This is a genomic window from Lichenihabitans sp. Uapishka_5, from assembly GCF_033947565.1.
Lineage (GTDB): Bacteria > Pseudomonadota > Alphaproteobacteria > Rhizobiales > Beijerinckiaceae > Lichenihabitans.
The window spans coordinates 19,022-32,917 of sequence record NZ_JARPVX010000023.1 but is presented as its reverse complement, the minus strand read 5'-3'; the positions used below and the strand labels follow the sequence as shown (position 1 = coordinate 32,917).

Annotated in this window: 12 protein-coding genes and 1 riboswitch; of the genes, 4 read left to right on the top strand and 8 right to left on the bottom strand. The window is 67.5% G+C overall.

The window, feature by feature from the left end:
* The first annotated feature begins 7 nt into the window (after positions 1 to 7).
* Positions 8 to 4,201, top strand: a complete 4,194-nt coding sequence (locus tag P7D22_RS10815) for a PAS domain S-box protein (RefSeq protein WP_319934239.1) — start codon at positions 8 to 10, stop codon at positions 4,199 to 4,201.
* Positions 4,202 to 4,229: 28 nt separating this feature from the next.
* Here P7D22_RS10815 and P7D22_RS10810 read toward each other — a convergent pair whose 3' ends face one another.
* From P7D22_RS10810 to mnmA, 5 genes are all read right to left on the bottom strand, one after another.
* A complete protein-coding gene (locus P7D22_RS10810) occupies positions 4,230 to 4,913 on the bottom strand; it encodes a hypothetical protein (protein ID WP_319934238.1) in 684 nt (227 codons plus the stop codon).
* A 56-nt stretch (positions 4,914 to 4,969) separates the two neighbouring features.
* The gene (gene ykgO / locus P7D22_RS10805; protein WP_319934237.1) at positions 4,970 to 5,095 is read right to left on the bottom strand and encodes a type B 50S ribosomal protein L36; all 126 of its coding nucleotides are present in this window, start codon (positions 5,093 to 5,095) and stop codon (positions 4,970 to 4,972) included.
* A 129-nt stretch (positions 5,096 to 5,224) separates the two neighbouring features.
* Positions 5,225 to 6,637, bottom strand: coding sequence for an FAD-binding oxidoreductase (locus P7D22_RS10800; RefSeq protein WP_319934236.1), 1,413 nt, complete (start codon positions 6,635 to 6,637; stop codon positions 5,225 to 5,227).
* Between the two features lie 111 nt (positions 6,638 to 6,748).
* A complete protein-coding gene (locus P7D22_RS10795) occupies positions 6,749 to 7,417 on the bottom strand; it encodes a class I SAM-dependent methyltransferase (protein WP_319934235.1) in 669 nt (222 codons plus the stop codon).
* The gene (gene mnmA, locus P7D22_RS10790; RefSeq protein WP_319934234.1) at positions 7,414 to 8,616 is read right to left on the bottom strand and encodes a tRNA 2-thiouridine(34) synthase MnmA; all 1,203 of its coding nucleotides are present in this window, start codon (positions 8,614 to 8,616) and stop codon (positions 7,414 to 7,416) included. Before mnmA ends, P7D22_RS10795 begins: the two co-directional genes overlap by 4 nt.
* Before the next feature lie 321 nt (positions 8,617 to 8,937).
* Here mnmA and sciP point away from each other — a divergent pair, with 321 nt between their 5' ends.
* Together sciP and P7D22_RS10780 are read left to right on the top strand one after the other, a co-directional pair.
* Positions 8,938 to 9,213 carry a CtrA inhibitor SciP gene (sciP, locus tag P7D22_RS10785; RefSeq protein ID WP_319934233.1) on the top strand — a complete coding sequence of 92 codons (276 nt, stop codon included), beginning with the start codon at positions 8,938 to 8,940 and terminating at the stop codon, positions 9,211 to 9,213.
* A gap of 98 nt (positions 9,214 to 9,311) precedes the next feature.
* Complete coding sequence (locus P7D22_RS10780; RefSeq protein WP_319934232.1) at positions 9,312 to 9,563, top strand: DUF3297 family protein; 252 nt, start codon at positions 9,312 to 9,314, stop codon at positions 9,561 to 9,563.
* Positions 9,564 to 9,618: 55 nt separating this feature from the next.
* Here P7D22_RS10780 and P7D22_RS10775 read toward each other — a convergent pair whose 3' ends face one another.
* The 3 genes from P7D22_RS10775 to hemE form a co-directional block, all read right to left on the bottom strand.
* Positions 9,619 to 10,587 (bottom strand): lysylphosphatidylglycerol synthase transmembrane domain-containing protein, encoded by a 969-nt coding sequence (locus P7D22_RS10775; protein ID WP_319934231.1) that lies wholly within the window; start codon positions 10,585 to 10,587, stop codon positions 9,619 to 9,621.
* A 126-nt stretch (positions 10,588 to 10,713) separates the two neighbouring features.
* Positions 10,714 to 11,145, bottom strand: coding sequence for a protoporphyrinogen oxidase HemJ (gene hemJ / locus P7D22_RS10770; RefSeq protein WP_319934230.1), 432 nt, complete (start codon positions 11,143 to 11,145; stop codon positions 10,714 to 10,716).
* 49 nt (positions 11,146 to 11,194) lie between these two features.
* Positions 11,195 to 12,229 carry a uroporphyrinogen decarboxylase gene (gene hemE, locus P7D22_RS10765; protein ID WP_319934229.1) on the bottom strand — a complete coding sequence of 345 codons (1,035 nt, stop codon included), beginning with the start codon at positions 12,227 to 12,229 and terminating at the stop codon, positions 11,195 to 11,197.
* A 735-nt stretch (positions 12,230 to 12,964) separates the two neighbouring features.
* On the opposite strand from hemE, the gene P7D22_RS10760 reads away from it, so the two are divergent.
* A complete protein-coding gene (locus P7D22_RS10760) occupies positions 12,965 to 13,588 on the top strand; it encodes a Maf family protein (RefSeq protein WP_319934252.1) in 624 nt (207 codons plus the stop codon).
* A gap of 79 nt (positions 13,589 to 13,667) precedes the next feature.
* A riboswitch (glycine riboswitch) is annotated at positions 13,668 to 13,765 on the top strand.
* The last annotated feature ends 131 nt before the right edge of the window (positions 13,766 to 13,896 follow it).

The window sequence follows — 13,896 nt, the reverse complement described above, 5'->3', positions numbered from 1 at the left end:
CCCGGCCGTGCTGCACACTCCCGCTCAGATCAAGACCGCCACACTGATCGATGCCATCGACTGGGCCGCCACGGCGCTCGGGCCTCGGCCGCACTGGCCGCGCAGCTTGAACACGGTTGTCGACCTGCTGCTCGCCTCGCCGGTCGGCATGGTGCTGATGTGGGGCGACGACCCGGTGATGATCTACAACGACGGCTATGTGCCGGTCGCGGCGGCCCGGCACCCCGGCGCCTTCGGGGGTCGCGTCGCCGCCGTCTGGCCGGAGATCTGGGACTGGAACGCCAGCATCATGGCGCGCGGCCTCGCGGGCGAGTCGATGGTCTACCGCGACCAGCACCTCGTGGTGGAACGCAATGGCGGGCCCGAGGACGTTTGGTTCGACCTGTTCTACGCGCCGGTGCGCGACGATGCGGGCCGCATCGCCGGCGTGCTCTGCACCGTGATCGAGACCAGCGCCCAGATCCGCGCCAGCCACCAGCATGCCGAAAGCGAGCGCCGGCTGGCCCGCAGCGAAGCCCGGCTGAGCATGCTGGTCAACCAGGCCAGCGTCGGCATCTCGCAAAGCGACCCCGACGGCACGATCGTGGCCGCCAACGATCGCTTCTGCGACATCATCGGCCGCCAACCGGAAGCGGTGGTCGGCACCCCCATCGAAAGCTTCACCCATCCGGGTGATGTCGCCACCAGCCGCGCCGCGGCCGCCAAGCTATGGCGCGACGGCCAGGCCTATATCGCCGAAAAGCGCTTGTTGCGGCCGGACGGCAGCTTCGTCTGGGTCAGCCACCATGTGTCATTGGCGCGCGACGCCGTCGGCGCGCCCGAATTCATCATCCGCATCACGCAGGACATTTCGGCCCGCAAGCAGGCCGAGGTGCTGGCGCGCGACTCGACCGACCGGATGCAACTCGCCCTCAGCACCGGCGCGGTGCTGGGCACCTGGTCCTGGAACCCGCATAGCCAGCGCCTCAGCGGCGACGCGCGCTTTGCTCAGACGCTGTTGCTCGACCCTGTAGATGCGGCCGCTGGTGTGCCGCTCGACCAGGCGCTGCAATCGATCCACTGGGAAGATCGCGCCCTGATCCGCGATCGCCTGAGGGTCGATGGCGGCGCCTTGGCGGCGTTCCATGTGGAGTGCCGCGTCAGCCACGGCGTCGGCGCCTGGATCTGGGTCGAGGCCAGCGGCCACCTCGAATCGGGACAGGACGGTCTGCCGCAACGCCTGCCCGGCATCCTGATCAACATCGACCAGCGGCGTCGCGCCGCCGAGCGCCAAAGCTTCCTAATCACGCTTGGCGACAAGCTGCGCACGATCGACGATCCGCAAGCCATCCTGGACCGCACCACGGAGGCGACGGGGCGGCACCTCGATGCGACCCAGGTGGTCTATGGCGAGGTGAGCCCGGATGGTGAAACCATCGAGTTGCTGACCCATTGGCCGGCCGCCGCAGCCGCGCAGGAGCGGCGCATCCGCACGGACCGGCTCGGGGCCGAGGTGGCGCGACGCCTGCGCACGGGCGACATGAGCCTGTCGACCGCGGTGCCGGCCTGGGAGGACGACCATGATCCCCTGGCCCGGATGGCCGTGCCGTTGTTCCGCGACGGGCGCTGGCATGCGGTGATGATGGCGGAGGTGCGTGGCGGCCGGCACTGGGACACCTCCGATGCCGAGCTGCTGCGCGAGGTGATCGGTCGCACCTGGGACGCGGTGGAACGCGCCCGCGCCGTGGTGACGCTGCGCAAGGCACAAGGGCGGCAGGCCTTCCTGTTGAGGCTGAACGACCACCTGAGCGAGATCGACGACCCGCGCGAGGTGCTGGAAACCGTGGCGGAATCGCTTGGCACCTATCTGGGCGTCAACCGGGCCAGCTATGGCGAGGTGACGACCGAAACCAGGACGCTGGTTTTCGCGGGCGCCTGGTCGGACGGCAGCGTGCCGCCCATCAACGGGCCGGTGCCTTATGGCGGTGTGGCCGACACCGAGGTGTCCGAGCTGCTGCGCGGCCTGACCGTGAGCGAAGACGATTTCACCATCGTTCGCGAAGGCCGCCCGAATGCGGGCAGCGCCTTCGCGCAACAGCGCATCCGCGCGGTCTTGGCCGTGCCGTTGATCCGCGACGGCCAGTTCCGGGCTGGGTTGTTCCTCGCTCAGGAACAGCCGCGGCGCTGGACGCTCGAAGAAATCTCGCTGACCCAGGAGGTGGCGCGCCGCACCTGGGATGCGCTCGAACGCACCCGGGCCGAGCAGGCGCTGCAGCGCAGCGAGGCCCGCCTGCGGGCCATGTTCGACACCTTGCCGGTCGGCATCGTGTTTGCCGAGATGCCGTCCGGGCGCGTCACCGAAGGCAATGCGCGCGTGGAGCAGATCCTCGGCTATGCGGCCTTCTCGTCGCTCGACACGGCGGCCTTTGCCGAATGGGTCGCCTTCGACGAGAACGGCGTCCGGGTGCCGGTGCAGGAACATCCGCTTTATCTGGCGGTGTCGGCCGGCAGCACGGCTTCGCGCACCTTCCACCACCAGCGCGGCGACGGCACCCGGGTGTGGGTCGCCATGATCGCGGCACCGGTGCGCGACCCGCAAGGCGTCATCACCGGCGGCCTGCTGACCATCATGGACGTCGACCGCGAGAAGCAGGCCGAAGCCGCGCTGCGCGACCTCAACACCACGCTGGAACAGCAGGTGGCGGCCCGCACGCGCGAACGCGACCGCGTGTGGCGCAATTCGCGTGATCTCCTGGCGGTGCTGAGCGTCGGGGGCGGCCTCGTGTCGCTCAACCCGTCCTGGACCGAGATCCTGGGCTGGAGCTTCGAGGAGCTCGTCGGCCGCGACTTCACAGCCTTCCTGCACCCCGACGACATGGCGGCCACGGCTCACACGCTCGAGGTGCTTCGGGACGGGCCGCTCGCAGCACCGTTCGAGAACCGCCTGCGCCGCCAGGACGGCAGCTACCTGTGGTTCTCCTGGACGGCCTCGCTCGAGGGCGCCGCCATCTACGCCAACGGCCGCGACGTCACGGCCGAGCGCCTGCAGGCCGAGGCCCTGCGGCAAGCCGAGGAACAGCTGCGACAAAGCCAGAAGATGGAGGCCGTGGGGCAGCTCACGGGCGGCATCGCGCATGACTTCAACAATCTGCTGACCGGGATCACCGGCGCCCTCGACCTCCTGGGCAAGCGCCTCGCGCAAGGGCGGACCGACACGGCCGAGCGCTACATCGGCATGGCCATGAACTCGGCCAACCGGGCCGCCGCCCTGACGCATCGGCTTTTGGCCTTTTCGCGCCGGCAGCCGCTCGAAGCCAAGCCCGTGGACGTCAATCGCCTCGTCACCTCGATGGACGACCTCGTGCGCCGCACCATCGGCGAGCGCGTCACCTTCGATTTCGCCCTCGGCACCGACCTGTCACCGACCTTGTGCGACCCGCACCAGCTCGAGAACGCGCTGCTCAACCTCGTCATCAATGCTCGCGACGCCATGCCGGATGGCGGCTGCCTGACCATCACGACCGCCGAAGCCGTGCTGCAGCCAAGCGGCCCCGAGCTCGAAGGGGGCACGCGGCCGGGCCGTTACGTGTCGCTCGGGGTGTCGGACACCGGCACCGGCATGACGCCCGACGTCATCGCGCGGGCCTTCGACCCGTTCTTCACCACCAAGCCCATCGGCCAGGGCACCGGCCTTGGCCTGTCGATGATCTACGGCTTCGCCAAACAATCGGACGGCACGGTCCGGATCACCTCGGCGGTGGGCGCCGGCACCACGGTGACGCTGTTCCTGCCGCGCTTCACCGGAACCGTGGTGGACGTGGGCGAGCGCCCGAGCACAGGCCCACGGCCCGGAGCCGGCGAGACCATCCTGGTGGTCGAGGACGACCCCAACGTGCGCGACCTCGTGCGCGAGATCCTGCAGGACCTCGGCTATCAGACGCTCGAGGCGAGCGACGGCCCTTCGGGCCTCGCGATGCTGCGGTCGGACGCCCATGTGGACCTGCTGGTCACCGATGTTGGCCTTCCGGGGCTCAATGGCCGCCAGCTGGCCGAACAGGGCCGGGTGCTGCGCCCGGGGCTGCGGGTGTTGTTCATCACGGGCTATGCCGAGAACGCCAGCTTCGGCGGCAACGGCCACCTCGACCCCGACATGCAGATGATCACCAAGCCTTTCGTGGTCGAGGCCTTTGCGTCGAAGATCAAGGAGATGGTGGGCAACTGACGGCGGCCGAAGCAGAAAGCTTCCCGCCTCAGATGTCCCGTCCCTCGACCTTCAGGCTCAACTCGCCTTCGAGCTTCTCGAGTTCGGCATTGTGGGGGTAGATCGCCTCGGTACGGCGGATCAGGTCGAGCGCCTGCTTGTCCATGCCGACGCGCTGCAGGATGACCCCCATGCCGCTGAGCGCACCGAAATGGCGCGGCTCGCGCGCCAGCACCTCGGCGATGTCCTGCATGGCACCGCTGTCGTCGCCCTTGAGGAAGCGCAGGGTCGCCCGCTTGTTCCAGGCCTCGGTCCAGGTAGGATCGATGGCGACGATGCGGTCGAGCAGCTGCGCCGCGACATCGAGCTTGCCCTTGCCGATCGCCGCGACGGAGCGGACCATCAGCAGGTCCGCCGTGTCGGAGCCCGACCGCAGCCACAACCGTTCGATCGCATGCGCGAGCCCATCGGCCTCGTCCGCATCCCCCGCATGGGCAAGGCGCCCGAACAGATCGTCCAGCCGCTCGGCCTGCCCTGTCACGGGGCCGGGCGACGGTTTGGGGGCCGGCGCCAGCGGGCTCGTGACGCCTGGGTTGGCAGTGTCGGCCAGGCCACCAAAGGCCGGCCACCGCTCGGCCGCAGCCGGCGCTTCACGCAACAAAACCGGCGTCGCATGGGCAACGCCGGTCGAAATGGATGAAACGATCAGGACGGATGCGAAGAAAAGGCGCATCCCTCCAAGCTAGGGTCGGCCTCGGATGCCGTAAAGGGCATCGGGCCGCCGAAGGCTCAGCCCTGGCGCGCCTTGTAGCGCTTCTGGACCTTGTTGATGATGTAGACGCGGCCCTTGCGACGGACCAGCTGGTTGTCGCGATGGCGACCGCGCAGCGACTTGAGCGAGTTGCGAACCTTCATGGTAGTCCCCGAAACACGAAAAAGCGGGGACGACATCCTCCGCGAACGCGCTCTCCTGTGCCGCAGGCTGCGGAAAAAATCAATGCGGAAAACGCATGGCGGGGGCTTGCGTCGCCCGATCGTGCCGGTTCAGCCGTCGAGCGGCAGAATCTTGCCGGGGTTCATGATGTCGAGCGGATCGATGGCGCGCTTGATGCGGGCCATCAGGTCGAGTGTCGCGGCCGGGTATTCGGCCCGCAGGTATTTGGCCTTGCCCTGCCCGACGCCATGCTCCCCGGTGCAGGTGCCCTCGAGCGCCAACGCCCGGTGGACGAGCCGCTCCATGAAGCCATGCACGCGGGCCATCTCGGCCGGATCGTCTTCGTCGACCAACAGGCCGACGTGGAAGTTTCCATCGCCGACATGGCCCACGATGGGGCCGACAAGGTCGCTGGCCGCGATATCGGCCTGGGTGGCCACCACGCATTCGGCGAGACGCGAAATCGGCACGCAGACATCCGTCGGAATCGTCTTGGCGCCGGGCCGCAGCTTGAAGCCCGCCCAATACACGTCATGCCGCGCCTGCCACAGCCGGGTGCGCTCCTCGGCAACGGTCGCCCAATGGAAGGGCCCGCCTTCGAGGTCGGCCGCAATGGCACCAAAACGCTCGGACTGCTCGATGACACCCGCGGCCGAGCCGTGGAACTCGACGAACAGGCAGGGCGTCTCCGGCAGGCCGATGCCGGAATAGAGGTTGCAGGCCCGGACCTGCAGGGCGTCGAGCAGTTCGATGCGGGCCACCGGGATCCCTGACTGGACCGTCGCAATGGTGGCGAGGCACGCGGCCTCGACGCTCGGAAACGGACAGACGCCACCCGAAATCGCTTCCGGAATGCCATGCAGCCGCAGGGTCGCGGCCGTGACGATGCCGAGCGTGCCCTCGGCGCCGACGAAGAGCCGCGTCAGGTCGTAGCCGGCGGCGCTTTTGAGGGCCCGGCGGGCGGTTTCCACCACGGCACCGTCGGGCGTCACCACCGTGAGGGCGACGACATTGTCCTTCATGGTGCCATAGCGCACCGCGTTGGTGCCCGACGCACGGGTGCCGATCATGCCGCCGATCGAGGCATCCGCCCCGGGATCGATGGGGAAGAACAGGCCGGTGTCGCGCAGTTGGGCGTTGAGCGCCTTGCGGGTCAGGCCGGGCTCGACCACGCAGTCGAGGTCTTCCGCGTGGACGGCCAACAGGCGGTTCATCTGCGAGCAATCCACGCTGACGCCGCCGAACGGGGCGTTGACGTGCCCCTCGAAGGAGGTGCCGGTGCCATAGGGGATCACCGGCACACCCGCGGCGGCGCACAAGCGCACGATGGCCACCACCTCGTCGGTGGTCTGGGGGAACGCCACCGCATCGGGCGGCTGCCGGTTGACGCTGGTGGCCATGTTGGCGTGCTGGCCCCGCACGGCCTCCCCGGTCTGCAGGCGCGGCCCGAGGATGGCCGACAAGCGCTCCAATACCCCGTCCAGCACCGCGGGTTCGGGTTTTCGGCGTCGTGCGTCGGCCATCGGTCAGGGCGTCCCAGGGGCTGTCGAAGGCGACGGAAGGGTCGTTTCGCCGATCAGCCGATCATGAAGGCAAGCCAGAGTTCGTCCAAGCCAGACAGGACCAGACAAACGCTAGGTCGGATGAGCGTCACGCTGCAGCGTGACGACCGTGAAAAGGTTCATCAGGCCCACGGTGCGGCGGTTCGTCAAACGCAGCGTGCCGGAGCGCGCCAGCCAATCACCCAGCACCGCAAAGGGGAATTGCGGATGCCACCCCAGCGCCGCGGCATGCCGGCCCAGAAAGGCCTCGACGACCGCAACGGGCCCATGGTCGGCGCCGAAATGGTTCACCATCACCACCGTGCCACCCGGCTTCACAACGCGGGCGATCTCGTCCAGCATTGCGGCCGGGTCCGGCACGACGCTGAGCACATAGGGCGCGATAACGGCCTCGAAGCTTGCATCCGGGAAGGCGAGCCGCGCCGCATCCATGACGCAGAGCCCATCGACGTTGCCGCTGCCCCGCGCGGCCTTGGTTTGGGCGCGGCGCAGCATGGGTTCGGCAAGATCGATGCCGGTGACGCGCTGATCGGGCCCGAACAACGGCAGTTCCAGCCCGGTGCCGATGCCAACATCCAGCACCCGGCCGGCCCGATGCCCAAGGGCCGCAACGGCGGCCTGCCGCCCAGCCCGCATCACATATTCGAAGACGAGGTCGTAGACCGGCGCCCAGCGCGCATAAGCCGATACGACCTGCGTGGCATGACGGATGGTGCCGCCGTCGCGCTGAAGTTCGCTCATCCGGCCAGCGCTTCGGCGATCCGCGCGGTTGTAGCCGCAGCCCGCTCGGCCCGGGCGATGACGCCGCCACCATAGACCCGCGCATCCGGTGCGTCCGAGGCGTAGATGACGCAAGCCTGGCCGGGCGAAACGCCGTCTTGGGTTTCGGCAAGGTCCACCACCGCGACGCCCTGCTCCAACCGCAGGCGCGCCGGGCCGGGCGGCCGCGTCGAGCGCAGCCGCACCGCGACGTCGATCCCGTCGGGCGGCAGCGCCGTCAATGGCGCCGGCCCGATCCAGTTGACGTCCCGCAGCACCACGGCGCGGGTGGCCAGCATGTGGCGTGGGCCCACCACCACCCGGGCCCGTGCGGGTTCGATCGCGACGACGTACAGGGGCTCGTTGCCACTCGACGGGTTGTCGGCGAGGCCGAGGCCGCGTCGCTGACCCACCGTGAAATCTGCGATGCCGGCATGGCGGCCCAGCACGCGGCCATCCGCATGGGCGATGTCGCCGGCCGCCAGCGCATCGGGCCTGAGCTTGCGGATCAGGTCGGAATAGCGGCCGTTCGGCACGAAGCAGATGTCCTGGCTGTCGGCCTTGTCGGCGACCGCGAGCCCATATTCGGCGGCCAGCACGCGCACCTGCGCTTTCGGCAGGTGCCCCAGCGGGAAACGAAGCCGCGCCAGTTGGGCCGCCGTGGTGCCGTAAAGAAAATAACTCTGGTCGCGGGCCGGATCGGCGGCACGGAACAAGCCCCAGCCGCCATCCTCGACGCGATCCGACACAACATAATGGCCGGTGGCCAGCACATCGGCGCCGAGGTCGGCCGCGGCGGCGAACAGGTCGGCGAATTTGACCGTCTGGTTGCAGGACACGCAGGGGATGGGGGTTTCGCCCATCAGATAGCTGTCGATGAAGGGCTCGATCACCTGCTCGCGGAAACGGGTCTCGTAGTCAAGGACGTAATGAGGGATGCCGATGCGGCCAGCGGTGTCGCGCGCGTCATGGATGTCACGGCCGGCACAACAGGCCCCCTTGCGGTGGATGGCGGCGCCGTGATCGTAAAGCTGCAGCGTGATGCCGATCACCTCGTAGCCGTCCCGCTTCAGCAGCGCCGCCACGACCGAACTGTCGACGCCGCCCGACATGGCCACCACCACACGGGTGTCCGCGGGCGACTTGGCGAGGCCGAGGGAGTTGAGGCGCGAGGGTGACATCGAGGGTGATCGGTTAGAAGCCAGCCCAGCCGATGTAGCGACCCTGGGCCGAAAACACCAGGGGCAATAACGAAGCGTTAAATTGTTCTCTGTTCTGACAAGGTCGTTGTTTCAGATTGGGTCGTTTTCACCCATCAATGGTAAATACTTATTTTAAAAATCGTTAGTTCAGATGTCGGTGTTCATGATCGTGAACAGAGTCAACCGCTTTTCGATGTCCCAAAAGCGTTGAGAAAGCATAGGTTTCACTTAGGCTGAAATTAATTCCAGCCCTTTAGCGTAGGTTCATCTGGCAGTCCGCCGAGTATGTGAGTTGGACCAATGGGTGAGATGCTTCGGCCGCGCGCAAAATATGTGATCGGCCCCGACGGGTCGCCACTGACGATCGCCGACCTGCCGCCGCCCAGTACGAAGCGCTGGGTGATCCGCCGCAAGGCGGAGGTGGTGGCGGCCGTACGCGGCGGCCTGTTGTCGCTCGAAGAAGCCTGCAGCCGTTATACGCTGACGGTCGACGAGTTCCTGAGCTGGCAGATGTCGATCGACCAACATGGCTTGGCCGGTTTGCGGACAACGCGCATCCAACACTACCGCCAGTAATATCGTGGACGAAGCTTGTCCGAGGCCGTCCCCCTTGGCAGGTCGGGGCGGCCTGACTATGTAGCGGCGCTTGATCCCATGACCGCGAAGAGCCTGCCGTGAGCCCCTTGCCCCCCGATCACCTGTCCGTCGACCCGGACAGCCCGTTCTATGATGCCGATGCGCTCGAGCGCGGCATCGGCATCCGATTCAAGGGCGTCGAAAAGAACAACGTCGAGGAATATAGCGTCAGCGAAGGCTGGGTCCGGGTTGCGGCCGGAAAGGCGCGCGACCGCCACGGCCAGCCGTTGACCCTCAAGATGAAGGGCACGGTCGAGGCCTATTACCGCGACACGTCGGCCGCCGTTTAGCGGTTCCAACGGATAGGCTCGCCCGGGAGCGTCGCGTCCCTTCGAGTCTGTATCCCTAGGCGGCGTTGCGGCCGCGCAGCGTGCAGGCGAGCCGGTTGCGTTCGAAGGCCACCACGGCCAGGATGCCGAGTACCAGCGGGATGATCAGGTAGAGAAGCCTGAACACCAGCAGCGCCGCCAGGACATCGGCCTTCGGCACCTCCGGCATTCCGGCCAGGAACACGAGTTCCAGCACGCCGAGGCCGCCCGGCGCATGGCTTAGCAGCGCTGCCGAAAACGACGCCAGGAAGATGCCGAGCACCACCGGAAAGCCTGGATTGAACTCGACCGGCAGCGCGCAATAGATGATGCCGGCGGCGCCGATCAATTCCAAGGGTCCCGCCACGATCTGCCGGGCCACGACGCCGGGCCGCGGATATTCGAGGCGGATGCCGCGCAACACCACCGGTTTCAGCCGGAGGGCCGAACCCGCCAGATAAAGCCCAGCAGCGATGAGGCCGCAAAGCCCGAGCAAGCGCACCAGCGCCGACGGGAGGGCGAACAGCGCCACGATCGGCTGCGGCACAGCCAAGCACACGAGGCCGCCCAGCAGAACCGTGCCGAGCCCGAAGGTGAAGGAACAGAACGCCGTCATGATGCCGACGTCGGGCAGCGACAGGCCCCGCGTGGAATAAGCCCGGTAGCGCACCATGGCGCCGGAAAACATCGACATGCCGATGTTGTGCGACAAGGCGTAGGTGGTGAAAGACACGGCCGAGATGAACGGCCACGAGAACCGAAATCCGAGATGCATCAGGGCGATGCGGTCGTACCATGCGAGGGCCGCATAGGCCAGGATGGTGCAACCCACGGCCAGGATCCAGCGATGCGCCGGGATGGCCCCGACGGCCCCGCGCAGGTCCGCCCAGGACAGATGGCTCAATTCGCGGCTCAGCAGCCAGCAAGACAACAGGACCGCCACGATGCCGACGGCCGGCCACAGGAAATCCAACGTCCGGCGCGCCGGCGTGGGCTGGGGCCGCACCGCCTGTGGCGCTTGGATGGGCGGGGGTCCAGACAAAAGCACCTCAAGGCTGATCGCGGGGCGCCTGGAGCAGGTTCGGACTTTTGAACCGGAACCGAGCAGACGCCCGACCCCGGCGGCTTTGCGTTAGAACGGTTTGACGACCGCCAGGATCACGATCCCGACGAGCAACACCGTCGGGATTTCATTGACGATGCGATAGAATTTGGGCGAGCGCGTGTTGGCGTCGGCGGCAAAGCGCCGGGTGGAGGCGGCCAGGAAGCCATGCAGGCCGCTCATCAACAGCACCAGCACGAGCTTCACGTGCAGCCAGCCGGCATATTTGATGTAGCCCGACGCGATGCCGAGCCATAGGCCCGTGATCCAGACCGCGATCATGGCCGGGTTCATGATGGCCTTCAGCAGCCGCCGTTCCATCACCTTGAACAGGTCGCCCTGCGGGGTCCTGGGGCCCACCTCCGCATGGTACACGAACAGCCGCGGCAGGTAGAACATGCCGGCCATCCAGGCGGTCCAGCTCAGGATGTGGACGGTCAGCAACCAGGGGTAATAATCCAAGCCGGGGCTCCGAGCGGGCGACGCTTTCGCGTCCCAAGCGAGTAGCCGGTCAGGCGCCCCCGCGCAACCGGGACAGCATGCGCTCGACATGCGGCACCGGCGTCTCGGGCAGGATGCCGTGCCCGAGGTTGAACACATGCGGCCGCCCCGCCAGTCCCTCGCGAATGCGGTCGACAGCCCGGTCGAGCGCCGCTCCACCGGCGATGAGGGCCAGCGGATCGAGATTGCCCTGCACCGGCAGGCCGGGCGGCAGGGCCGCGTTGGCCCAGGCCGGATCGACGGGGGTGTCGAGCGACAGGGCGGTGACGCCGGTGCGGCTCGCGGCCAGGATCTGGGAGGCGCCGGCGCGCGGAAAGCCGATGATGCGCGCTCCGGGGCGCAGCCGCCGCAAGCCCGTCACGATGGCGCGGAGCGGCTCGAGGCACCAAGTCTCGTATTCGCCCACCGGCAGGACGCCGGCCCAAGAGTCGAACACCTGGACGGCATCGACGCCCGCTTCGAACTGCCGATCGAGGTAGGTGATCGAGGCCTCGACCAGCCGGTCGATCATCCGCCCGAACAGCGCGGGATCCGCATAGGCGAGCCTGCGGGCGGGTCCCTGGTCGGGCGTGCCCCGCCCGGCCACCATGTAGCTCGCCACTGTCCAGGGCGCCCCGCAAAAGCCGATCAGCGCCGTTTCGCGCGGCAGCAGGGCTTTCAGGGTCGCGATGGTTTCGAACACGGGGGCAAGCCGGTCGAGGTCGAGCGTGGTCCTGAGCGCGGCGAAGTCGGATTCGGAGGTCACCGGCTCGAGCCGCGGGCCATGGCCGGTCTCGAACGACACCGCCTGGCCGAGCGCATCCGGCACCACAAGGATGTCGCTGAACAAGATCGCGGCATCGAAGCCGAAGCGCCGGATCGGCTGGAGCGTGGCTTCGACAGCGAGGCGCGGCGTGTAGCAGAAATCGAGGAAGCTCGGCGCCGTGGCCCGGATCGCGCGATATTCCGGCAGGTAGCGCCCCGCTTGGCGCATCAGCCAGACCGGTGGCGGCCCGCTGGCCACCGCACCGTCGAGCACCCGGAGAAAGGGCTTGTCGGCGCTCATGCGAAGCAGGCGCCTGAAAAGGAATAAGAAAAGAAAGATTCTTCTAGATTCATGTTTGTTTCTTTTGATTGGCGGTGGGGAACCGATTCCGGCCTTTAACCACAGCCTGTCCCGGATTTATGGTTTGGTAACGGATTTGACTCAAATCTTAATCATCCCCCCGCGACGACCCGCAAGCCCTTAAGGAATCAGGCCCGAATGCGGCCTGCCCGATTTGTGTCGGATTTGATCATCACCGATTCCCCCGATTCCCACAGGCCGCCTCCGTTCCTGCGTGGTCCAGGATCTGGTGTGGAGCCAGACTTGGATAAGCCTGCAAGGAGGGGGATAAGTGGAGCGCCTCGGGTCGAGCCCCGGCATTTGTCCACAGCGATGCGCTACACCGTGGGACAACCCGGCAAGCGGCTGGCGGCCCGAGAGAATTTCGAGGCAGACCAGGCTCGGAACTTGTTCCCATCTTCGCCTTCTTTCTGACATCGAAAAGACGCCGACCAGCTTCTGTCCTGCTCATCGTGCCAGCAAGTGCGCCAGCGCCCCGCCGATGCCGGGCATCCCGTCGCAGGCCGGGTGCAGGCGCTGCGTTGCTCCCTGATCGCCTCGCCCGAGCGCATCGTGCAGATCCGACGCAACCGGCTGCTCTGCCTCGATGCCGGCCCTCACATGCGCTATGTCGACAGGACGGTCGCCATTCAGGACTTCCATCGCCATGTATCGCCTGCAGGTCATCGCCCAAGCATGATCGCCCACCCGCTTTGGCGCAGCCCCGCGCCGCTCGTCCTCGCCTCGAACAGTGCCGCCCGCCGCGTCCTGCTGCAGGAGGCCGGCATCCCGGTCGAGGTGTCGCCTGCCCCGATCGACGAACGCGCCGTCGAGGCACCGCTGCGCGCCGCTGGCGCGGCGCCCGAGGCCGTGGCGGCCCATCTGGCGGCCGCCAAGGCGCGAGCGGTGGCGCTGCGCCATCCCGGTCGCCTGGTTCTTGGCGCCGACCAGGTGCTGGCGCTCGGGGACGAGATGTTCACCAAGCCCGAGGATCGCGCGGCGGCGCGGCGGCATCTCGGCCGCCTGGCGGACCGCGCCCATGCGCTGCATGCGGCCTTGTGCCTGATGCGGGACGACACGGTGGTGTTCGAGACGGTTTCCACCGCACGGCTGACCATGCGGCCGCTGTCCGACGCCTTCCTGGACGCTTATCTCGAGGCCGAGGGCGACGCCGTTTGCGGCAGCGTCGGCGCCTACCGGCTGGAAGGGATCGGCATTCACCTGTTTTCTCGTATCGAGGGCGACCAGCCCACCATTCTGGGTCTGCCGCTGCTCGCCCTGCTGCCCGCCTTGCGGCAGGCCGGCGTTCTTTTGGGCTGACGATCCCGCCAGCTGGCCTATCTTTGCGCCGCATGGCGATTGCCGTCGAAGGGACGGTCGGTTATCCTTACGACGTTCGACAAGCGATATGGGAGAGCGTCCGAGCCGAAAGGTTTGCGGACCGCCGACGGAGCAAAGCCCCGCCAAACTCTCAGGCAAAAGGACCGTATCGCTGAACACTCTGGAGAGCGGTGCCCGTTGATGGCACCCACCGAAGGGGAAGTGTCCGCCTGGCGGGCATGAATCTCTCAGGTTCCATGACAGAGGGGGCTCAAGGCCGGTCGTCGCTTGCGCGCGACCGGATGGGC

Excerpts from the sequence above, each read along its gene's own strand:
- sciP (WP_319934233.1), top strand. The coding sequence starts at position 8,938 with ATGGGTGAGATGCTTCGGCCGCGCGCAAAATATGTGATCGGCCCCGAC.
- P7D22_RS10800 (WP_319934236.1), bottom strand. The coding sequence starts at position 6,637 with ATGGCCGACGCACGACGCCGAAAACCCGAACCCGCGGTGCTGGACGGG.
- hemE (WP_319934229.1), bottom strand. The coding sequence starts at position 12,229 with ATGAGCGCCGACAAGCCCTTTCTCCGGGTGCTCGACGGTGCGGTGGCC.
- P7D22_RS10760 (WP_319934252.1), top strand. The coding sequence starts at position 12,965 with ATGATCGCCCACCCGCTTTGGCGCAGCCCCGCGCCGCTCGTCCTCGCC.
- P7D22_RS10810 (WP_319934238.1), bottom strand. The coding sequence starts at position 4,913 with ATGCGCCTTTTCTTCGCATCCGTCCTGATCGTTTCATCCATTTCGACC.
- ykgO (WP_319934237.1), bottom strand. The coding sequence starts at position 5,095 with ATGAAGGTTCGCAACTCGCTCAAGTCGCTGCGCGGTCGCCATCGCGAC.
- mnmA (WP_319934234.1), bottom strand. The coding sequence starts at position 8,616 with ATGTCACCCTCGCGCCTCAACTCCCTCGGCCTCGCCAAGTCGCCCGCG.
- P7D22_RS10795 (WP_319934235.1), bottom strand. The coding sequence starts at position 7,417 with ATGAGCGAACTTCAGCGCGACGGCGGCACCATCCGTCATGCCACGCAG.